The organism is Sessilibacter sp. MAH3, from assembly GCF_054658275.1.
In genome coordinates this window covers 1-22,800 of record NZ_BAAGIE010000019.1, presented here as the reverse complement: position 1 = coordinate 22,800, position 22,800 = coordinate 1, and the positions used below count along the sequence as shown (strand labels likewise).

General features: G+C 41.5%; 19 protein-coding genes and 1 other RNA gene. 2 read left to right on the top strand and 18 right to left on the bottom strand.

Features of this window, described 5'->3' with window-relative positions; all coding sequences use genetic code 11:
• Positions 1–14 precede the first annotated feature (14 nt).
• The 6 genes from ACYQ2C_RS12475 to ffs all read right to left on the bottom strand — a co-directional run bounded on the left by ACYQ2C_RS12475 (position 15) and on the right by ffs (position 5,420).
• Positions 15–1,025: a RodZ domain-containing protein gene (locus ACYQ2C_RS12475; protein WP_460103073.1), complete on the bottom strand. Its 1,011-nt coding sequence runs from the start codon at positions 1,023–1,025 to the stop codon at positions 15–17.
• Entirely contained in the window at positions 1,018–1,809 is a 792-nt protein-coding gene (gene pilW / locus ACYQ2C_RS12470; protein WP_460050599.1) for a type IV pilus biogenesis/stability protein PilW, read from the bottom strand. The genes ACYQ2C_RS12475 and pilW overlap by 8 nt, the downstream gene beginning before the upstream one ends.
• A 199-nt stretch (positions 1,810–2,008) precedes the next feature.
• Positions 2,009–3,157, bottom strand: a complete 1,149-nt coding sequence (gene rlmN / locus ACYQ2C_RS12465) for a dual-specificity RNA methyltransferase RlmN (RefSeq protein WP_460050597.1) — start codon at positions 3,155–3,157, stop codon at positions 2,009–2,011.
• Positions 3,158–3,369: 212 nt separating this feature from the next.
• On the bottom strand, positions 3,370–3,795 hold the full coding sequence (ndk, locus tag ACYQ2C_RS12460) for a nucleoside-diphosphate kinase (RefSeq protein ID WP_460050595.1): 426 nt from the start codon (positions 3,793–3,795) through the stop codon (positions 3,370–3,372).
• Between the two features lie 205 nt (positions 3,796–4,000).
• Positions 4,001–5,152, bottom strand: coding sequence for an IscS subfamily cysteine desulfurase (locus tag ACYQ2C_RS12455; protein ID WP_460103076.1), 1,152 nt, complete (start codon positions 5,150–5,152; stop codon positions 4,001–4,003).
• Positions 5,153–5,323: 171 nt separating this feature from the next.
• Positions 5,324–5,420: signal recognition particle sRNA small type (gene ffs / locus ACYQ2C_RS12450), an RNA gene on the bottom strand.
• 407 nt (positions 5,421–5,827) lie between these two features.
• On the opposite strand from ffs, the gene ACYQ2C_RS12445 reads away from it, so the two are divergent.
• The gene (locus ACYQ2C_RS12445) at positions 5,828–6,661 is read left to right on the top strand and encodes a 6-carboxytetrahydropterin synthase (protein ID WP_460103078.1); all 834 of its coding nucleotides are present in this window, start codon (positions 5,828–5,830) and stop codon (positions 6,659–6,661) included.
• A gap of 462 nt (positions 6,662–7,123) precedes the next feature.
• Entirely contained in the window at positions 7,124–8,089 is a 966-nt protein-coding gene (locus ACYQ2C_RS12440) for an AEC family transporter (protein ID WP_460103080.1), read from the top strand.
• A 131-nt stretch (positions 8,090–8,220) separates the two neighbouring features.
• On the opposite strand, the gene ACYQ2C_RS12435 is transcribed toward ACYQ2C_RS12440, so the two are convergent.
• The 12 genes from ACYQ2C_RS12435 to ACYQ2C_RS12380 all read right to left on the bottom strand — a co-directional run bounded on the left by ACYQ2C_RS12435 (position 8,221) and on the right by ACYQ2C_RS12380 (position 22,479).
• Positions 8,221–8,670 carry a YHS domain-containing (seleno)protein gene (locus ACYQ2C_RS12435; protein ID WP_460103082.1) on the bottom strand — a complete coding sequence of 150 codons (450 nt, stop codon included), beginning with the start codon at positions 8,668–8,670 and terminating at the stop codon, positions 8,221–8,223.
• Positions 8,671–9,879: 1,209 nt separating this feature from the next.
• Complete coding sequence (prpF, locus tag ACYQ2C_RS12430; protein WP_460103084.1) at positions 9,880–11,058, bottom strand: 2-methylaconitate cis-trans isomerase PrpF; 1,179 nt, start codon at positions 11,056–11,058, stop codon at positions 9,880–9,882.
• Between the two features lie 116 nt (positions 11,059–11,174).
• Positions 11,175–13,778 carry a Fe/S-dependent 2-methylisocitrate dehydratase AcnD gene (gene acnD / locus ACYQ2C_RS12425; protein WP_460103086.1) on the bottom strand — a complete coding sequence of 868 codons (2,604 nt, stop codon included), beginning with the start codon at positions 13,776–13,778 and terminating at the stop codon, positions 11,175–11,177.
• 396 nt (positions 13,779–14,174) lie between these two features.
• Positions 14,175–15,302 carry a bifunctional 2-methylcitrate synthase/citrate synthase gene (prpC, locus tag ACYQ2C_RS12420; RefSeq protein ID WP_460103088.1) on the bottom strand — a complete coding sequence of 376 codons (1,128 nt, stop codon included), beginning with the start codon at positions 15,300–15,302 and terminating at the stop codon, positions 14,175–14,177.
• A 48-nt stretch (positions 15,303–15,350) separates the two neighbouring features.
• The gene (prpB, locus tag ACYQ2C_RS12415) at positions 15,351–16,226 is read right to left on the bottom strand and encodes a methylisocitrate lyase (RefSeq protein ID WP_460103091.1); all 876 of its coding nucleotides are present in this window, start codon (positions 16,224–16,226) and stop codon (positions 15,351–15,353) included.
• A gap of 10 nt (positions 16,227–16,236) precedes the next feature.
• Entirely contained in the window at positions 16,237–16,908 is a 672-nt protein-coding gene (locus ACYQ2C_RS12410) for a GntR family transcriptional regulator (protein WP_460050577.1), read from the bottom strand.
• A 713-nt stretch (positions 16,909–17,621) separates the two neighbouring features.
• Positions 17,622–18,518 carry a DUF2167 domain-containing protein gene (locus ACYQ2C_RS12405; protein WP_460103093.1) on the bottom strand — a complete coding sequence of 299 codons (897 nt, stop codon included), beginning with the start codon at positions 18,516–18,518 and terminating at the stop codon, positions 17,622–17,624.
• A gap of 296 nt (positions 18,519–18,814) precedes the next feature.
• On the bottom strand, positions 18,815–19,330 hold the full coding sequence (locus tag ACYQ2C_RS12400) for a metal-dependent hydrolase (protein ID WP_460103096.1): 516 nt from the start codon (positions 19,328–19,330) through the stop codon (positions 18,815–18,817).
• 250 nt (positions 19,331–19,580) lie between these two features.
• Positions 19,581–19,889, bottom strand: a complete 309-nt coding sequence (locus ACYQ2C_RS12395; RefSeq protein ID WP_460103098.1) for a hypothetical protein — start codon at positions 19,887–19,889, stop codon at positions 19,581–19,583.
• A 399-nt stretch (positions 19,890–20,288) separates the two neighbouring features.
• Positions 20,289–20,906 (bottom strand): hypothetical protein, encoded by a 618-nt coding sequence (locus tag ACYQ2C_RS12390; protein WP_460050571.1) that lies wholly within the window; start codon positions 20,904–20,906, stop codon positions 20,289–20,291.
• Positions 20,907–21,653: 747 nt separating this feature from the next.
• Positions 21,654–21,890, bottom strand: a complete 237-nt coding sequence (locus ACYQ2C_RS12385) for a hypothetical protein (RefSeq protein WP_460103101.1) — start codon at positions 21,888–21,890, stop codon at positions 21,654–21,656.
• 106 nt (positions 21,891–21,996) lie between these two features.
• The gene (locus ACYQ2C_RS12380; protein ID WP_460103103.1) at positions 21,997–22,479 is read right to left on the bottom strand and encodes a GNAT family N-acetyltransferase; all 483 of its coding nucleotides are present in this window, start codon (positions 22,477–22,479) and stop codon (positions 21,997–21,999) included.
• Positions 22,480–22,800 lie beyond the last annotated feature (321 nt).

Below are 22,800 nucleotides of genomic sequence, written 5' to 3'. Positions count from 1 at the left end.
GTAGGAGTTTCTATTTACTGTCCAACTTGGAGTCGCAACGTATTGCGTCCAGGAACGGGGGTTAGCTCAACGGGCTCACCATTGAGCTGCAATGTGGCTGCACGAGCATTACCCAACATCACCGTAAAAGGAGCCTGCCCGGTTAATGTCAGCGTCTCGCCACTGGATTTTAAACCAACGTGGAGTGTACGGCCGTCGGAATCTTTAACATCTAACCAACAGTCTTCTTGAAAAACAAAACTCAGTTTACTGGAGCCACTCGCCAATAAAGACTTAAATGAATCAACGGGATGTTGAACTTGAGCTGTTAAATTATCGTTGCTGGTTGATGCAGAATCACTGCTTACAGCATCACTGGACAATTCAGAGTCACCATCGATCGAATCGGGTGTGAGTTCAGGATCTTCATTTGCTTGAGAGAAATCTATAACTCCCGACTGATCCGATGTTTCAAAAGGGTTGGGAATGGGCGTGATATCGTCGATCAAATCGCTGTCAACAACCGTGTCGTCTATGGCAGAAGGCGCAACCTGAACTTCTGTTTTAGGTATTTGCTGAGACGGGTCGATCATTGCTTTGATTTCGTCACCCCATAATATGTAAGCAACGACTAGAGACAAAATAATAGCGCCAATTACGATTGGCCAGCGCCACTCTGGAAAAGGTTTTTCAACCGGTTCCAAACGCATGGTTTGTTGCGGGATAATGTAATCGTGCTCAGGGGTTTCCGTAGCTAAGCTATCGTAAGCGCGAACCACAAAATCAACATCTAGATCGAGATAACGACTGTACGCTCGGATATAACCTTTCACAAAGGTAGGTGACGCAAGTTTTGAAAAGTCATCACTCTCCAGTGCACTGAGTTTTGACTCTGGAATTTTCAGCTCTTCACTGATGCGAGTCAGTTCAAAGCCTTTATCCACCCGAGCAGCGCGAAGTAACTGCCCTGGGCTAATGACAGGGACAGAGGCCGACGAATTTTGTTCATCGGTATTACTTGCTTGGTGTTCGGCAACGTTACTCATCTAATAACCGTTTATATTCCAGGTACTCGGCAGAGTAAGGGTACAAATTTTTCAATGCCAAAGCTAGGCTCGCTTCACGATCGGCATTACCAAAAATACGTTCTAGTCGAATTGCTAACCAAAGTGATCGAGAAGAAGCCTTAGTGACTTTGTTGTATAAATCTAAATACGATTTTGCTTTCGAATATTCCCGATCCTGAAATTCTAAATCGGCTAATTCTATCAGTGGTATTGACGCTCGCGGATCGAGGCGAAAAGCTTGAGAAAAGCTTGCTTTGGCTTTATCTCGTAAACCCAACTTAAGCGCTGTTTGTCCTAAATTGGTTAAGGCCACCTGTCGGCGATCGTATTCTAAATCGTTTGCAGCTATTTGAAATTGCTCAAGAGCTTCTTCGGCGCGCGCTCGACTCGCTAAAAATACACCGTAATTATTGCGTGCCGCTGAAAAATCCGGGGCTTTTCGCAATGCAGCTTTAAATTCTTCTTCTGCACGAGCCGGTTCTCCCTCAAGCTGATAGAGCATCCCAGCCGCGTTATTTACGCGCGGATCATTAGGATTTATGTCGCGAGCTTTATTTAAATTGGTACGTGCAGAATCGCGATTACCTTGACTGATGTAACCCAAGGTCAATTGAATTCGAGTTTCGAGGGCTTTGTTTTTATCAACCACTGCTTCACTAGGATTGGATTCAGTAACCACACACCCAGTAAAGACTAAAGCGCACAAAACCAGCACTAATTGGGATGAATATTTGGCAAAGCGAGCGTCGATAAGTTTCAGCATAATTCCACAAGCACAGAGTTTGTTCGAAGTTCCATTCGGTTGCTACGACTCTCACACCAATTACGAGGTTTGAATTTCGAGTCAGCCTAAATCTAGGCAGACACTTTAACAACAATGAAGATCACTGCAAAACGTGTGAGTTCAACTTTGAGCAAATATTTGTGGCTATACCGTATATGCACTCATTATTTAACAATAATTAGGCAAACGGAATAATGCGCAAAGGTTCTGGTTGATCTGCTTTGTAGCGTTCACTGCGTCGAGTTTTATCGTTCACACTACCGGCAAGCTGGCCGCAGGCTGCATCAATGTCGTCACCACGAGTGGTTCTAACGGTGGTGATGTAACCTTCCTTCATCAAAATGTCTTTAAATCGATTTAACGCATTATTACTGACTTTTTTGTAATCCGACAAATTAAATGGATTGAAAGGAATTAAATTAATTTTTACCGGAACATCGCGCAGCAGCTCTGCAAGTTCATAGGCATGTTCTGGGCGATCGTTAACGTGATCGATCAAGGTATATTCGATCGTCATTTTGCGATGCGTATCGGGAAGTTTTTCGATGTAACGCTTGGCACTGGCTAACAACATAGCAATAGGATATTTCTTGTTGATAGGAACCAGTTTATTACGCAACTCATCGTTAGGTGCGTGCAAAGAAATTGCGAGACAGGCATCGGTGTAATCGCTCAAGCGATCCAGTGCTGGCACAACACCCGAGGTACTGAGCGTTACCCGGCGCTTAGAAATACCATAAGCGTTGTCTTCCATCATCAAGTGCATGGCATCAACAACGTTATCAAAATTCAATAAAGGTTCACCCATGCCCATTAAAACAACATTGGTGATCTTACGCGGCCCTTTTACCTGCAACTGCCCAAATGATTTTGCCGCAATATGAACCTGACCGATAATTTCGGCCGCGGTTAAGTCGCGGTTAAAGCCTTGTTTTCCTGTTGCACAAAAGCTGCAATCTAACGAACAACCAACTTGAGAAGACACACACAAGGTGCCGCGTTCTCCGTCGGGAATAAAAACCGTTTCAATAGCATTACCGCCTGAAACCTGAATCAGAAATTTACGGGTACCATCAACAGAATCAAGTTGGCGAAGTACTTCAGGCGCTTCAATAACCGCTAATTCTTTGAGTTTCGATTTTAAACCTTTGCTAATGTTGCTCATTTCATCAAAGTCGGAAACACCCAGCTGGTGAACCCATTTGATTACCTGTGTCGCACGGAACGGTTGTTCGCCGATTTCAGCAAACCAAGCCTTCATCTTGCTAGGTGACATGCCCATCAAGTTAACTTTTTCAGACACAGTGTTGATTTGAGCTTCAGACATTAAAAAATCCAAGAAAAACGGTGAGGAAACGCTGCTTTAACGATTTTGAGGTTTAATCAGAGTACAGAAAGCGTACTTTCTGCGACTTCATATTCTAGCGAATGCTAGTCATCGAAGATAGCGACACAAACTTGCCCCACGATGAAAGTAAACAACGTGGGAACAAATAACGCTGTGCCGCAAAAAAAGCCCTTACATTAGAGCCTTATTAATTAGCGCTCGCAAATTTCTTCAGCAGAGAAGAAGTAAGCAATTTCACGCTCAGCCGAGGCCGCAGAGTCAGAACCGTGAACCGCATTAGCATCGATAGATTCAGCAAAATCAGCACGAATTGTACCGGCAGCCGCTTCTTTAGGATTGGTAGCGCCCATCAACTCACGGTTGGTGGCAATGGCGTTTTCGCCTTTAAGAACTTGAACCACAACTGGGCCAGAAGTCATGAACTCAACAAGCGCAGAGAAAAATGGACGCTCCTTGTGTTCTGCGTAGAAGCCACCTGCCTTTTCGTCATCAAGCTTAACCATTTTCATGGCAACGATTTCTAAACCGGCTTTTTCAAAACGAGCGTTAATTTCACCGATCGCGTTTTTTGCTACTGCGTCTGGTTTAATGATCGAAAGAGTTTTTTCAACTGCCATTCTTGTCTCCGTAAAATAATGCAATAAATTCAAGGATAAGGGCAAATATTTGTACAACTTTTGTACATTCTAGGCCATCACCCAAAAAAGAGCGCGGATTATACGCACTCATTTGGCAATTGCCTATTAGTCTATAGAGAGGATTTTTATCGATTAGATCATGAATGATCAATCAAAAGACAATTTAATGCGAATTATCCATCGATCACAGCGATTTAAGCTTAGCCAAACCTTCAGTGACCGATTGCACAGCAACGTCGATATCGTCTTCGGTGGTAAAGCGCCCAAAACTAAAGCGCAAACTAGCATGAGCCTCATCATCGGTCATTCCAATGGCTCTTAGCACATGAGAAGGCTCCAAGCTCGCAGAAGTGCACGCCGAACCTGACGATATCGCCAGCTCTCGAAAGACCATCATTAATCGGTCTGACTCAAAACCTTGAAAACAGATATTGGCAATATTAGGAACGGCTTTCACGCCAGAACCGTTGAGCACAACACCTTCTAACTCAAGTACCAGTCCTAAAAATTTTTTCGCCAAGGCAGAAATGCGCTGATCTTCGGATTTCATTTCTTGCGCAGCGATTTCAAATGCGGTTCCCATACCTACGCACTGATGAACCGGCAAGGTGCCCGAACGCATCCCTCGTTCGTGACCGCCACCGTGAATTTGAGCGTCAATTGCCAAAGGCGGCTGCCTGCGCACGTACAAAGCGCCAATACCTTTAGGGCCATAAATTTTATGCGCACACATCGACATAAGATCGACATTCATAGCGTTCACATCGATGGGTAACTTGCCAACACTCTGTGCCGCATCAACATGAAACAGACTGCCGTTATTTTTGGCACAAGCACCAAGCGCTGCAATATCATTAACAACACCCAGCTCGTTATTAACGTGCATTAAAGACACTAAAGCAGTGTCTGGCCGTAACGCTTCAGATAAAGACTCGGCTGTAATAACTCCCTGACGGGTTGGCTGCAGGTAGGTAACTTCAAAGCCTTGTCGTTCAAGCTCGGCAAAACAATCCAAAACGGCCTTGTGTTCGGTTTGCGAGGTAATAAGATGACGGCCTTTATTTTGATGTGCCGAAGCGGCGCCTTTAATCGCTAGGTTATTCGCTTCTGTGGCGCCACTGGTCCACACAATTGCGCGGGTATCGGCAACAATTAAATCCGCAACTTGACGGCGAGCAGTTTCAACAGCCGATTCGGCTTGCCAACCGTAGATATGACTTCTAGAGGCAGGATTAGCAAAGTTGCCATCAAGCGTAAGGCATTCGGTCATGGCTTTTGCAACGCGGGGATCTACCGGTGTTGTGGCAGCATAATCTAAATAAATCGGTTTATTCATAAATACGTAAGATCTTCTTTTTGAATATTCAGCCAATTATGCCATCAATCGAAATAAGGCTGTGCTAACAATTTTTGAAGAATATAAAGACTAAGCCAGTTGATACAAGCAAACTGTGCGGAATAATAAAAGAAAGAGGATTTTTACAGCGAAGAGAATCTGGGTGGCAGCTCTAACCAGCCACACCCCGGCACATGATGTCACCACTACCGTTGCTCCCTTCCGGGCCTGGCGGGGTTCGTAGTTGATCATTGCGAGGGGACCGGAAAGAGCCACCATTGCAGAGGCGCGCATTATGGTGATTTTCTATTAACAATGCAAGTGTACAAACCCCAATGCTATTTTTGCGCGCAATTAGCCTACAAACTGCTCAAACTCTCACAAAAATACGCAAAATTCACACAAATTTGGATGACCCACCGGCGGATCAACAAACATATCTCATCAATACAATACAAATTTTGCACTTAAATCACCGCAGTGCCGCTACGCTATCGAAACAAACGATTGATCATTTGTTATGTGAATCGCGGGTGGGATCAGGTTCGGCCGCTTTTGTGCATTGAACATCTGCTCCGAATCGTCTTCGATCAATACCAACCAAATTACTCAAGATATATTTTTAAGCGCCAGACTGCTAGAATCCGCCCCGAATTTTGACAAGAGATTTTTACAATGCAGTTATTTGTTGATCAGCTCACCAATGTAGATTTTAGTTACCTTGATGAATCTAGAGGTTTAGTGGGCGAAACCTGGCTTGCGAATTTCGCGCTTGAAGGTGAGCTTGATCAGCAAAGCATGGTCTGTGATTTTGGCATCGTTAAAAAAACTTTTCGTAAATGGCTCGATGAAACCTTAGACCATAAACTTTTGGTACCCAAACACTCCGCGTCTTTATCGATCACAACATCCAACGGTACCACCCAACTAACATGGCATTCAGTTTCTGGTGAGATCACTATGTCTGCGCCCGAAGATGCCATTACTTTGGTGGATGGTGATTGTATTACTCCCGAAACTCTTGCTGCTTGGTGTCAACATCAAGCGTTGCAATTGATGCCCAAAACCGTTCTTAACATCGACGTAAGCTTTGAAACCGAACACATTCCCGGCTATTTCTACCAATACAGCCACGGCTTAAAAAAACACGACGGCAACTGCCAACGTATTGCCCATGGACACAGATCCACCATTAATATCTGTAAAAATGGTCGCCGGGACTTTGAACTCGAACGAGCTTGGTGTGAGAAGTGGCGCGATATTTATATCGGCACCGAAGAAGATATTATCGATGACATAAACGGTATTTATAAATTCGCCTACGAAGCGCCTCAGGGTAGATTTGAACTTAGCTTACCGAAAAACAATTGTTATATAATCCAAACCGACAGCACGGTAGAGCAAATAGCGCAACATATTGCCCAGGTACTTAAAAGTCAGTTTCCCGAAGATGCAATTCAAGTGAAAGCATTTGAGGGAATTGGTAAGGGAGCCCTTGTCTCCCTTTAAAATAATTCGCCAAATTTCCACCAAAACAATTTTTGAATGATAAATTCAGAGCGGCTTTTTAAAGGGTCGCCGAGTTTTTCGAATTAAAATATAGGAAACTCTGATTAACCTAGAGTTTCTCGCGACACAAGGATGTGTCGTCAATTTCAAGAACTGTAAGTGATTGAAATTGTGAAGAAATTGGAAATCACATTTTCAATTTCTGTCCTCTGATTAAATCATGGATGAGTTAATCAGAGGTTCCTATAGGTTGAAATCACACGAATGATGGTTTTTATAAATTGGATGAGAGTAAGTTGCCAACTCACCAAGACCTTGCGACATAGATTGCACCAAACCAAATTGCGAAAATATCTCACCAAACGATAAGCTCCGCGCTTGGTATTAAATTAAAGATTTCTCTGCACCGGCTTTCTTTACGGCACTGTCGTTAAATTATCGCTACGATTTAAGGAAGCACCTTTGTTTGATCCTACCTCAAGCTTAAGCTTTGCGCTTAGCATTACCCTGCCCATATTCATTGTTTTGTTTATTGGAACTTGGCTACGAAAGATTGGATTTATTACCGATGCGTTTGTGGATGTGGGCAGTAAACTGGTTTTTAATGTAACTCTACCGGCGTTGCTATTTGTCAGCATAGTTAATAGCGATATCAATTTCGGCAAAAGTTTAAGCTTGGTGATTTACGGTATTCTTTCAACCATTGTTGTTTATATTTTATTAGAAATTGCCGTCCCGTTTATGTGCAAAGATCGCAGCTCAAGAGGCGTGATGGTACAAGGTGCTTTTCGCGGCAATATGGGCATTATCGGTTTAGCCTATTGTGTAAACGCCTACGGCGACGCCGTGTATTCAACGGCCGCTATTTATATTGCACTGGTTACCATTTTTTATAATATTTTCTCGGTCACGACACTGACGCGATGGTCTGATAAAAACAGCAACAGCAGTAAAATAGCCATGATTAAAAGCGTGCTTTTAGGCGTTGCTAAAAATCCACTGATTATCGCCATTGCCTGCGCACTAATCATTAACCAACTGCACGTACCAATTCCTGAAATTATTCAACAGTCCGGCCAATATTTTGCGCGCATGACTCTACCTTTAGCGTTATTGGTGGCAGGAGCAGGTTTGAGTTTAAAATTTAATGCAGACCTCACCTATGCGGCGATTACAACAACCGCAAAGCTGATTGTTATTCCTATGGCGGTTACTGCGGTGGCGTGGCTGCTTGACTTTAAAGGTATGGAGTTGGGCGTGATCTTTTTAATGTCTAGCGCACCGAGCGCATCGGCAAGTTTTGTTATGGCAAGATCTATTGGCGGCAATTACACTCTCGCGGCCAATATTATAGTGCTTACAACGGTTCTCTCTTTATTTACTACAAGTACCGGTACCGCATTATTACGTTCGTGGTCACTTATGTAACTTACACATTCGGTTGAACTTTTAGAATTACGTAAAAACACCTCTATGGTACGTAAACAAGGCATACTTTAAAACAGAAACAAAAAAGACGGGATATTCTCCCGCCTTTTTTACTGGTAACTTATTTAAGTTTACTTTCTAGAAATTTCAACCCAATTAGCATCGCCTTTTTGAATGGACTCGCCACGATCGCGCTGCCAAATTTTATCAGAGGTTGGGTTATTGTTTAGATACAATTTACCATCAACAATAGTCCAGCTGTCTGGACGTGGTGGTGCGGTAAAACCCTTCGCAACAGCAAATGCACAGTAACCACCGTATTGAGGAACGTATTTTTCAGGTTCCAAAATAAATTTGTTACGATTCACTTCATTGGCAAAGTGCCAAGTAACACCGCCCCAATCATAAGTAATGTCATCGGTACCAATAATGGCAGGGTCTCCCGGTTGCAAATCATAGTAAGCAACTACATCGGCACCTTTCAAAGCCCCACGAGTTTTATGCGAATAGAACTTCGACTCCTGCGCATAAGTATTAAAAGCCAACAAAAGAGCCAAAACGGCTACAAATCTAGCCAACATTAGAGCCTCCGCATGTTCATGCAAGAATAATATTTAATTGAAATTCAAAACTGTGCTACTAACAAAAACAGTCATCTGCAACGACAAGAACTGAGTTGTTTAATTCAACAAGAACTAAAGAAAACTCTGACTTATGGCACTAACAACACAAAAATGCGTCGTTTGTTTTAAAATCAACTGTGCAATAAGGTAAGCTTACTTTAGCCCGCGTTAATAACGACATCGGCAGTTGTAGCGTCTGTGCCGATATATCATCAATTTTATTTGCGAGATTATGACGAGAAATAATGCACAAAGTTCTTCACATCGAAACGACGTGCTACAACTAAGATCTCTCAAAATATCACACATTTATAACGCTAAAAAATTATATAGCGAGAAATTGTTATTTATTTAAAATGCATATCATCAAACTGAATATCTGTCATAAATACCAGTTATTGAATAAATATTATTGAAATTGTCAGAAAATTAAATTATATCCACTGTTTATAAATCAAAAACTCTATTTTTTACCTAAAAATCACTCGAAAAGAGCAATAAATATTCAAAAAATCTCGGTAAAGAAAGAAACCAGATGAGTTAAGATTAGTTAAAACAGAATTTAATCAAGATTTGTAGAATAAAAAACACGCAAAAATTTAACTTATTAATTTTAAAATTAATACCCACACAATAAATACCGAACCAATATCACCTCTTAAAAGACAAACTTTTGTGATAAACCCTTAAAAGACACAAGTTTTAAAGGGTTGTATTTAGGTAAAAATTTACAATTAAGAATAAACCCCTGTTAATCGAACGTTTTCTCCGGTGCTTAAAAATTTTCTCCAGCACGTAGAGGTGCCATCAATTTAAAAATTACTAGCACTTGAAATTGGGAGATATTAGAAATCCTCTTACCAATTTCTATTCTCAGCCTAAGAGATAAGCAATTATCCATAACAACATTGAGTACACCCTGCAAACGGACTTTATCTGCGTGAACGTTTTTGAAAATTATATTCAACCCATAAAAAAAGCGACCGAAGTCGCTTAAAGGCAATATCCTGGAAATAATTTCAATTCAAAATTACCCGAATCGCTAGCAGGTAATTTCGCTGAAAACTTGGGTAAAAAACACAGAATTTTCGAATTTACGCCCTTGGTATACTTAATTTACTCAGATATTAACAGTAAATACATAGGGTTCGCACAAATCACTGACCATCAAAAACTATCGCCGGGAATACGCACCGAACCTTCCATTAATACACGTGCGCTTCGGCTCATGATGGCTTTAGTTGCAGTCCACTCACCGTTAACAATTTCGGCTTCAGCACCAACACGTAAAGTACCTGACGGATGACCGAAACGAACCGCGTTACGCTCGCCACCGCCAGCGGCCAAATTAACCAAAGTACCCGGTACAGCCGCTGCGGTAGCAATGGCAACCGCGGCAGTGCCCATCATGGCGTGGTGTAATTTACCCATCGACAAAGCGCGTACTAAAAGATCAATTTCGTCGGATTTAATGACTTTACCACTGGATGCCGTGTATTCAGCTGGTTTAGCTACAAATGCAATTTTAGGCGTATGTTGACGAGTTTTGGCTTCTTCAATATCTTTAATTAAACCCATTTTAATGGCGCCGTAAGCTCGCAATTTTTCAAACATGGCTAAGGCTTCTGCGTCATTATTAATGTCGTCTTGCAACTCGGTGCCCTTGTAACCAATGGCTTCGGCATCCACAAAAATGGTAGGAATACCAGAATTAATCATGGTTGCCTTAAAGGTACCAACACCGGGAACCTCAAGATCATCAATTAAATTTCCGGTGGGAAACATAGAGCCTTCGCCGTCGGATGGGTCTAAAAACTCGATTTGAATTTCCGCCGCCGGAAAGGTCACACCGTCCAATTCGAAATCACCGGTTTCTTGAACTTGACCACCGGTCATTGGAATTTTAGCGATAATGGTTTTTTCGATATTCGCCTGCCAAATTTTTACGGTAGCAATACCATCGCTCGGGACCTTATCGGCATCGACCAAACCATTGCTAATGGCAAAAGCACCAACTGCACACGATAGGTTCCCACAGTTACCGCTCCAATCAACAAACGCAGTATCAATAGAAACCTGGCCGAATAAATAATTAACGTCGTGATCTGGTTTGGTACTTTTACTTAGAATCACAATCTTGCTGGTACTCGACGTTGCACCACCCATGCCGTCGATTTGTTTTCCGTACGGATCAGGACTACCAATAACACGCAATAATAACGCATCTCTTTGCGGACCAGGCGTTTGTGCAACTTCGGGTAAATCCGTAAGACTGAAAAACACCCCTTTACTGGTACCACCACGCATGTAGGTTGCGGGGATTTTAATTTGCGGTACGTGAGACATGTTTATTCCTATAAAAACAGTAAGAAAATTTAAACCGTGCGTAAGAATTTTTGCGAACGACAGAAAGCTCTCTATCAACAAGAGCTTTCTGCTCGATTAACTCGCCGAAAAATAAATTACGCGTTTTCCATTTCTAAGAAGTCTTTCGCAAAGCGCTGTAGTACACCACCGGCAGAATAGACATGAACTTCTTCCGCGGTATCTAAACGACAAGTCACAGGTACTTCGGTAACAGAACCGTCTTTGCGATTAATCACTAGGGTTAATTCGGCCCGTGGCGCAAGGTCACCTTTAACGTCGTAGGTTTCGGTACCGTCAATTTCTAAGGTTTTACGAGTAGTACCTTCTTTAAATTCTAACGGTAGAACACCCATACCCACTAGATTGGTTCGGTGAATACGCTCAAAACCTTCGGCGGCGATGGCTTCAACACCGGCTAGACGAACACCTTTTGCCGCCCAGTCACGAGAGGAACCTTGTCCGTAATCGGCACCAGCAACAATAATTAACGGTTGCTTGCGATCCATGTAAGTTTCAATGGCTTCCCACATGCGAACCACTTTACCTTCCGGCTCGATACGCGCAAGAGAACCCTGAATAACCTTGCCGCTGTCATCCAAACACATTTCGTTTAACAGTTTTGGATTCGCCAAGGTTGCACGTTGTGCCGTTAAATGGTCGCCACGGTGCGTTGCGTAGGAGTTAAAGTCTTCCTCAGGCAAGCCCATTTTCGCCAAGTATTCACCGGCGGCACTGTTTGCCAAAATAGCGTTCGACGGCGACAAGTGATCGGTGGTGATGTTGTCTGGCAGTACCGCTAAAGGACGCATACCTTTTAATGTACGCTCACCGGCAAGAGCGCCTTCCCAATAGGGTGGACGACGAATGTAAGTACTTTGTGGACGCCAATCGTACAATGGACTTTCGGCTTCCTCTACCGCACCCAAGTCGAACATGGGAATGTACACTTGGTTAAATTGTTCTGGTTTAACCGAACTCGCCACAATCGCATCGATTTCTTCGTCGCTTGGCCACAAATCTTTTAGTGTAATTTCTTTGCCATCAACCACCGCGAGTACATCTTTTTCGATATCAAAGCGCACGGTACCGGCTATTGCATAGGCAACTACTAACGGAGGTGAAGCAAGGAATGCTTGTTTTGCGTAAGGGTGGATGCGACCATCAAAGTTACGGTTACCCGACAACACCGCCGTTGCGTATAAATCGCGATCGATAATTTCTTGTTGAATCACCGGATCAAGCGCACCACTCATACCGTTACAGGTGGTACATGCGTAGGCGACAATACCAAAACCGAGTTTTTCAAGCTCAGGCAATAAACCCGATTCTTCTAAATACAATTTGGCAACTTTAGAACCCGGCGCAAACGAAGATTTAACCCAAGGCTTACGAACCAAGCCAAGTTCGTTGGCTTTTTTCGCCACCAAACCTGCGGCTACAACATTGCGTGGGTTACTGGTGTTTGTACACGAAGTAATTGCCGCAATAATAACGGCACCGTCAGGCAATTTGCCGTCGGCTTCTTCGGCTTTGGCTGCATCTAAATTCACCGCAATGCCACGCTCAGCCAACGCGCTGGTTGGAAGACGACGATGTGGATTTGATGGACCCGCCATGTTGCGCACAACGGTTGATAAATCGAACTCTAAAACACGTTCGTATTCGGCTTCGACCAAATCATCTGCCCACAAACCTGTGGTTTTCGCGTAGTTTTCAACAAGAGCAACCTGCTCGGCATCACGTCCGGTCAATTTTAAATAATCGATGGTTTGTTCATCGATATAAAATAAACCCGCAGACGCACCAAACTCAGGAGTCATATTCGAAATGGTTGCGCGGTCGCCAATGGTTAAGCTTTTTGCACCGTCACCGAAGAACTCTAAATACGCAGAAACAACACGCTCTTGACGTAAAAATTCGGTAATTGCCAATACGATATCGGTTGCCGTAATACCAGGATTACGCTTACCAATTAATTTAACCCCAATAATGTCTGGAAGGCGCATCATTGATGGACGACCCAGCATCACGGTTTCGGCTTCTAAACCACCTACACCAATGGCAATTACGCCCAAGGCATCAACGTGTGGCGTGTGCGAATCAGTACCCACACAGGTATCAGGATAAGCAACGCCGTCACGGGCTTGAATAACCGGTGACATTTTTTCTAGGTTAATTTGATGCATAATGCCGTTACCGGCAGGAATCACATCAACATTTTTAAATGCCGTTTTGGTCCACTCAATAAAATGGAAGCGATCTTCGTTACGACGGTCTTCTACCGCGCGGTTTTTCTCAAACGCTTCCGGATCAAAACCACCAAATTCTACGGCCAGTGAATGGTCAACAATTAATTGTGTTGGTACCACAGGGTTTACTTTGGCAGGATCACCGCCCTGCTCGGCAATAGCATCACGAAGACCGGCCAAATCCACCAACGCGGTTTGACCTAAAATATCGTGACAAACAACACGCGCTGGATACCACGGAAAATCTAAATCGCGCTTGCGACCAATAATTTGTTTTAAAGAATCAGTAAGGCTTTCTGGATCGCATTTACGAACCAATTGCTCAGCCAAAACACGCGAGGTATACGGTAATGTTTTATAAGAACCCGGCTCAATGGCCTCAATGGCTGCACGTGTATCGTAAAAATCGAGATTGCTGCCTGGTAATGATTTTCTAAATTCTGTGTTCATTTGAAATAAATCTCTGCAAACGTTTCAGGCTAATGGTCTTAGAAAAATATAGGAAACTCTGATTAACCTAGAGTTTCTCGCGACACAAGGATGTGTCGCCAATTTCAAGAACTGTAAGTGATTGAAATTGTGAAGAAATTGGAAATCACATTTTCAATTTCTGCCCTCTGATTAAATCATGGATGAGTTAATCAGAGGTTCCTATAGTAGAGAGAAACTCTAATAACGCGTTATTTACCGATTTTATTGATACATGTAATTCTTTAATTTACAGCTAACTACAACTAATTGTGTGGAATACTGGCAAACCACTCTTACTTTTAGTATCTGCGTAAAAATAAAATCCATAAACAGTAAAACCAAAAAGTGGCTCACTAGAGCCACTTCGATTTTTTATTAACGCTCGGTAATTGGAACCACTTTACGTGATCCAGGACCAATGTATTCAGCATTTGGACGAATAATTCGGTTATCGGCACGTTGTTCAAATACGTGTGCAGACCAACCTGTAGTACGAGACATTACAAAAATCGGGGTAAATAATTTGGTTGGAATACCCATGTAGTAGTAAGTAGACGCATGGAAGAAATCGGCGTTACAGAATAATTTCTTTTCTCGCCACATAACTTCTTCACAACGCAAAGACACTTGATACAAAGTATCGTCAGTTGCGTCTTCAGAAAGTTTTTTCGACCATTCTTTAATAACGGTATTACGTGGATCAGACTCGGTATAAACCGCGTGACCAAAGCCCATGATTTTTTCTTTGCGCTCAAGTTTACCAAGAATTTCTTTTTCAGCTTCTTCCGCTGATTTCCAATTCTCGATCATATCCATCGCAGCTTCGTTAGCACCACCGTGCAGCGGGCCACGCAAACTACCAATCGCGCCGGTAATACAGCTGTGGTAATCAGAAAGCGTTGACGCACAAACACGAGCGGTAAAAGTAGACGCGTTAAATTCATGCTCTGCGTAAAGAATTAACGACACGTGCATGACTTTTTCGTGCAATTCGCTGGGTGCTGCACCGTGTAATAAATGCAAGAAGTGACCACCAATGGATTTTGCACCGGTATTTAAATCAACACGAACGCCATCGTGACTGTAGCGGTACCAGTAACAAATAATACTGGGTAATGCTGCCAATAAACGATCTGCGTGTTCTTGTTGTTCAGCAAAGCTTGCTTCAGTTTCTAAGTTGCCCAACATAGAAACGCCGGTACGTAACACATCCATTGGATGAGCGCTGGCAGGAATTCGCTCTAGCACTTCTTTTAATGCCGTAGGCAACTCACGTTTATCAGCAAGCTTAGCTTTGTAAGCTTCTAACTGATCGGCGTTAGGTAATTCGCCGTTAAATAATAAATAAGCAACTTCTTCAAATTCACAATTTTCGGCAAGGTCTTCAACTTCGTAACCGTAGTAAGTTAAACCCGTGTGGCCCAATGCAGCAACCGTACAAATTGCGGTTTTACCGGCAACCTGTCCGCGCAAACCTGCGCCTTCTAATTTCTTCTGTGCCATGATACAAAAAACTCCGTTACGTTTACTCTTCAGACTTATCGGACTGATTTATTTATTTTTCGCGAATAATTCATCAAGCTTTTCTTCGTAAGCGTGATAACCGAGATAATCGTAAAGCTCCATGCGAGTTTGCATATTATCGATCTGCGCTTTTTGATCGCCGTCAGTCAATAGAGATCTATAAACGGCTTCGGCAGCTTTATTCATTGCACGGAATGCAGATAATGGATAAAGCACCATGTCGGCGCCCCACTCGGCCAATTCTGAGCAGTTATATAAAGGGGTTTTACCAAATTCGGTAATGTTCGCCAAAATAGGCACATCTAGCGCTTCGCGGAAGGCTTGGTAATGTTCTTTTTGATTAATGGCTTCTGCGAAAATACCATCGGCGCCGGCTTCAACGTAGGCTTGTGCGCGCTCAATAGCAGACTCTAAACCTTCAGCAGCGAAAGCATCGGTACGGGCCATAATAAAAAAGCTATCGTCAAATTTAGCGTCGGTAGCGGCTTTAATACGATCACACATTTCGTCTTTAGAAACGCATTCTTTGTTAGGACGATGACCACAACGTTTTTGCGCAACCTGATCTTCAATATGCACGGCCGCGGCGCCACTGCGAATCATATCTTTTACGGTTTTAGAAATATTAAATGCACCACCCCAACCGGTATCAATATCCACCAACAAAGGCAAATTAGTAGCAGCAGTAATGCGGCGCACATCTTCTAAAACATCGTTTAAAGATGTCATACCCAAATCTGGTAAACCGTAAGAAGCATTGGCAATACCACCGCCGGACAAATAAATAGCCTGATGGCCAATACGCTCAGCCATTAATGCAGCATAGGCGTTAATCGTACCGACAATTTGCAACGGCTTGTTGTTCGCGAGCGCTTCGCGAAAACGTGTACCTGGTGTTTTCATCTTAATACTCTCAACTATTTAATAATTGCTGTTCTATGTTTTCACGCGCACGCACAATGTGTTTACGCATAATTAATTCAGCCAATTGCTCATCGCGTTGCTCTAATGCGAGTACCAAATGCTGATGTTCTTTAAATGCTTGTAATGACCGTGAAGGCTGAAGACTGGATTTGTAGCGATACATTCTTACCAGGTAATACAGCTCTTCACATAAAGTATGAATTAGCATCTGATTATTACTGGCTTGAATGACTCGATAATGAAAATCGATATCGGCGTCTGCCTGAATATAAGCACCGCCGGTTGCGGCCATGTGCTCTTCGGCAATTTTCAATAATCGCTTTAAATTCTCTATGCCTTCATCGGTAATATTTTTTGCCGCCAATGCAGCGGCCTTACCTTCGAGCGCTTCACGAATGTGATAAATCTCAATAACCTGTGGTAAATCCAAAGTAATAACTCTGGCACCACCGTGCGGAACGTACTTCACCAGCTTCATGCTTTCGAGCCTGCGCATGGCTTCGCGAAGCGGCCCACGGCTGATGTTGTATTCCTTAGAAAGCTTAGGCTCACTCAATTTACTGCCCGGTGCTAAATCACCACAGACAATGGCATCTCTAAGTGTGCGAGTGATATTGCTCGCTAAGGTGTTTTCGGTTGTAGCGTTTTCAGATTCGGACATATACAGGTCTCACATCGCAGGCGAGCCATCCGTAAACTGGCCTATCCAGAAAAGCGTTTCTAGGGATAAAACCAGTGACCTCGGCTCAAAATCGTAGACATATTAGATGACGCTATATTAACGCACATAAAAATTGTCAACAATTTTTGCGAAACTCATCTTGATGGGGTCTTAATTTAATCCAACACTCGTTTTTTGTCTACACTTTTACAATATTACCCTGTAAAAAATTCTAAACCACAAAAGATCACCTAAAGATTGTCGACAATATGATATCTAAGCGATCACCTCAGTAAAGAATAATCAGAGACCGAATACAGAACACAGAAACCAACTGGCAGAATCTGCCGTTCATGAAAAATGAGCTGAAAAACACTGAAAGCGGAGATTGATGCGTAGAGATCGGGTAGCGACACTTAAGAACAACAGATGAAAAGCCGAAAACGGCAAGGCAAAACGAGGGCTAAAGACGGGAGTAACAGGTCACTCATGGCCAAATAAAGAACACAACCACAAGAATGTCTAGGACTTCTGATTAATTCATCCATGACATAATCGGACAGCAAAAATTGAGCACGTAATCTCTAATTTCCTGACAATTTCAATCACTTACGATTCTTGAAATTGGCAACACATCCTTGTGTCGCAAGAAACTCTGAGTTAATCGGAGTTTTCGAATAAAGCAGATTTTTTTGTTGATCGCCAAACAGAAATTAGGCAGCTTTTTTACGCTTAAACAACTTAGAAACCAAAGCGCCAACGCCAACAACAATAAATACACCGAATTTTTTCAAGAACACCAAAATAATCGCGAACAAACCCGCTTTTGCTGCAAGTTTACCCGCCACCAAGGCGCCCAAACCATAGGCAGCCACCTCATCAAGATCTGGATCAAAGTCTTGATAACGCGAACCTTGGTTAAATTCGGCCACCGATAAAACCGAGTCAATCTGCGAATCAATCACATCTTTTTGCGCCATGCTAGCAATAAAACTCAACACCAAAACCCCTTTTCGGCCTAAGACGCGGATGTCGTAGTTCAGGGTATTAACATCTTGATCGCCAAATTTGATTTCTTTCGCCCAGTGTAAAATGTGTGCGCTTTGATCGTAGTAAGGCTCAGACGCCCAACCCACCAAACTGATCGGCTCATAGCCTTGCTTAACTCGCTCGGCACTGGCATCACGCATTTCACTCTTCATTTGCGAGAGTAAATCCGAGTAATCAATGTCTTCTGCGCCTTCATCCGACACATAACCGTCTTCGGTGTATTCAACGGTCACCGCCCAAGCATCGTCATCAAACGGAGTGAGATCGGCCGGAAAAAGCATGCCTAAGGTTCCGGTGCCAGCACCAGGCACATTACCCCAAAGGTTGACCAAAACAGTTTCAGAATCTTGCGGCGAGAAATAAACAAACTCATCAGGCACATGCAACGTTGCAATTCCATCCGCCAAAGTAACATCACCGGTTTGTGGCGTTACCGAATCCCAAGCCTGGGTCATTTCGGCAATAAGCTGTTCTTCTTCAGGCGTTAAAGATTCTTGAGCGTTGGCAGCCATTCCTAGGCCCGTCAACACAATTAAAAAAGATGTAATAATAAATTTCATAATAAATATTCCCTAGGTGTAAACCCGGAAGAATACTCATCAGCACATTAGCATTCAATAAAAACTCTGCCACTAAACAGATATTTTTGATCTAACTGGCGCGATTAGATAATTGACAACAAAAAAACACCACTTAAGATTTTAAAAATAAACTTAAGCATTATAACTTTTTAACTTCTAAAAAACTCTCAAGCCAAAAAAGCGCTCGGAATTTAGCATTTTAAAACTCAATCCATTAGCACAAGCTTTTATTAACACATACCCCAAATAGCCTGAGAATTGAATAGCATAAACACCTAATTTAAACGATTCGTATATCGCGAAACCAACCATTGCACTGAGTAAAAAATTACCACCCCCAAAAGCCCGCTATAAAGACAAAACTTATGAAGTGCTGCCACGGAAATAAAACCCAAAAACGGATTTCTCAACACAAAGGGATAAAAAGGCTGTAAATCAGAATGCATAACCGCATCAATTAAAACGTGACTAATACAACCGATAAAGGCGCTCAAAAACGCAACCCACCAAGAAATACAAATGGTCCTACCATTACGACCTTTAAGATCTAATATTTTTAAACCGAATTCCGATAGATACTTACCCGTTAATGCAGAAAAAATCGCCAACAATACACAACCCACAAACGTATGCGAAAAACCATGCAAATGACCATGACCAACAATCAGCACCCAAAGTGGCTGAACATCCATAATAATTTGCGACCAGCCAAAAACCATTAAACTAAAGCTACCTTGCATAAGTGCTTTAATAAAAATTCCAGGCCCCATATGAAACGGCGTAAAAGGCATATTAAAAACCAATACAATTATTGAGCAATTAAAAACTCAACCACTCTAAACAAGCTTAAAAAACCCAATAAAAAGTCGAGCGTAAGAATCACTAAAAACGCGAATACACATACAACGCAACCAAACCTAAAAACATCAACATCGTTGGTGCTAGCACAATATAAAACCACGTTTTTATTAAAGGAACCTCTGATTAACTCATCCACGATTTAATCAGAGGACACATCCTTGTGTCGCTAGAAACTCTAGGTTAATCAGAGTTTCCTAAAACCTTGTCACCCTTAACCGCTAAAATAATCCCATCACCCACCGTGTAAAAAGGAGTAAGAATATTCGTATCGCAAACATATTCTTTAAACGAACCATCTCCGGCCTTATACCGTAATTTTAAAAACTTTCCTCGGCTAGAAGAGTTCTCCGCACTCGTATTTCTAAACACCTTCTCAACAACAATCGCAGGCAAACAAATAGCCGAAAACACAAATCGAATCCGAAACATCAATAGAGCAATACCACCTAACAGCAGAACAGAACCAACAACTAAACAATAAAGCCCCATTATTCATTCACCAAAATAAAAAACCGATAAAATAATAACATCACAATAAATGTATAAGAATTTAAGTTTTGTAATCAAAAAAGGAACAAACTGAGAATGAGCAAACAATATTTGCATGTCACTGAGAATGGAAAAACTAATTTTTCTTACAAAATTATCGATTTTATTTGAGGAAACTCTGATTACCCTAGCGATTTTCGCAACACAAGGACGTGTCGCCAATTTCAAGAACTGTAATTGATTAAAATTGTGAAAAATCGGGAATCACATTTTCAACGTCTGCCCTCTGATTAAATCATGGCTGAGTTAACCAGAGGCGCCTATAAGAGTTATCAAGTTAAAACATTAAACGCTGTGGTTAATTAAATTGACTTTAATATACAGATAATGCACAGAAGTTTATTCCTTAAAACTGGCTAAGAATTTACTAACACCCGGAGTAAAAGTTCGATTGATTGGCATATTTATCCCAGGGCCCAATATAATTCCATAATAGGTAACCTTCCATTTACCTTCATGACGAACACATATTAACTGATACAAATACGAGAGCCCTGCCCTTGGATTTTCTTCTACGATGGTTTGTCCATAGGGAATTTTCATATATTGATTTGGCTCTATTCTACATAACTGCCTGCCTTGAGGTTGTTTAAGATCACCTAGATACCGATTGTCTGCATCATGATAAAAAATTAAATTGTTACCACTGCGGTTAACCTGGAGCGCACAACCATTCATACCACCTGTTGTTACAATGGTACCATTTGGTTGATTTATAGGCACAGAGACTTCGCCCACACCTCGGTTAACCCAAGGAAAAAAGTAATCGCTACCACCATTTTCAACGGCTAAACGATAAACACCATTTTGCTTTGTTAAATTAAGTGTTGCAGCACCACCGACCTCACACCGATTAGTACCTTCAGGTGTCGTTCTAAAACCTCTAACATCCACAAAAAAGTCGTTTTGTTTGCAAATTGGTTCTGGATTATCACGTAAATTCTGTAAGATCGTCATTGTTATTTCCTTATTCGATATGCATAACGTCCCGTTAATGGTCTAACTACACAACAAAGAAATTACGGATAACGTTATCACTATTAGTAACAAATACTGTATCTATTAAATCACCAAGTAAAGTAAAACCGATAATCTTACAATTTTAGCTCACGGCTCTACAGGGTGATTTAAAATTTAGCACAAATGAAAAATAACCGAGATACCTCAGCAAACAACTGGATGAACTTTTTGAAATAAAACAATGAGACTGTTAATGGCTATAGAAATAAGATTTATAAAAAGCAAGATTTTACAACACTCAAGCATTTCTAAAAGAGAATTATGGGTTATTTTCGAAAAGTTTAAATAACTCACCAAACTGCACAATAATAAATTTTGTAAATTCAAATAAAAGAATAACGGTTCAAGTAATCTAAAATAAGTTTTTGTTGGTTTTTGTAAATCTAGACAACTCCACATTCACACTCGACTTTACACTTTTTACGTTTAAATTTTTGACAAAAAAACCTGAAAACTTACAGTTTACAATTTCAGAAATAGATAACAATATAAAATCGGAATAAGTTACCAGCTCTATACTTTCATCCGTTAAAACTAGACTATAGGAACCTCTGATTAACTCATCCATGATTTAATCAGAGGACAGAAATTGAAAATGCGATTTCCAATTTCTTCACAATTTCAATCACTTACAGTTCTTGAAATTGGCGACACTTCCTTGTGTCGCGAGAAACTCTAGGTTAATCAGAGTTTCCTATAATCAACGACCTTGGATGAACCGCAATTTAGTATTAAAAGCCATAAAGTAACAATCAAAGGCAACATTGCCAGAATTAATGCGTTAATTAACATCGATTCGCGAAACTGAATAACACCTAAGAAGACCAACGGAATGGTAAAAGCGAAATAAACCAAAACAGACAGCAGCGCCCGAGTTAATCGATATAAAAATCCTTGCCATCGAGTTTTAACTATCTTCACAAAATTATTCCACCTAATGTACAAAATAAATAAACAGCTCACAAGAAACATGAGCATCATAGATTAAACTACTGAACACAGATCGAAGGTTATTCATTATCGATTTTTAATCACTAACACTCATCAACATCAACTGTGCATTTTCACCGTAACATTCGCTCACTTCTTGGTTAACGCTCATAAACCCTTGTTTTAGCCAAAATTCTGTTGAACCTTGCACAGCTACCAACATAATTTGTTGATATCCGTTTAACTTTGCGATTTTTATAAGATGTGTAATCAGTCTTTTACCAATACCTTTCCCCGTCGAATTTTTATGCACGGCCAAATCATGGACAAAAAGTTTGGAGCCTTTGCAGTTTTCAGGCAAGGGTTTGAATAATTTCGGTGGCATTTCTTGATTCCAAGAATGAGCAAGTAAATAACCCATTAACATGCCTTCTTCGTATAAAACCAAACAACTCTCTGGCGATGTTAGCCATTTACTTTTTAATACATCTAAACTTTCAGGCGCAACTTGCAAATAGACACCCTGCTGCAACTCAAGTATGTCTGCCCAATTGGATTCGGTTATTGCTGTAATCGACATTTTTACTCTAAACCACCATTCTTCACTAGCACTTATTAATTTTCATTAAATTTATTAAATACGATAATACATAATTTCAATTACTAATAGCAATCACAACAAACCCTGATCAACCAATATTGTTAGCTACCCAGGGGTATGTCGCCTATCTCAAGAATGGTAAGCCTTTAACAAAGCAATGTAATTAGAGATTGTATTTTTAGCCTCTGCCTTCTGATTAAATGACGAAGGTGACAGTAAAAGATTTCTATAGGAACCTCTGATTAACTCATCCATGATTTAATCAGAGGACAGAAATTGAAAATGCGATTTCCAATTTCT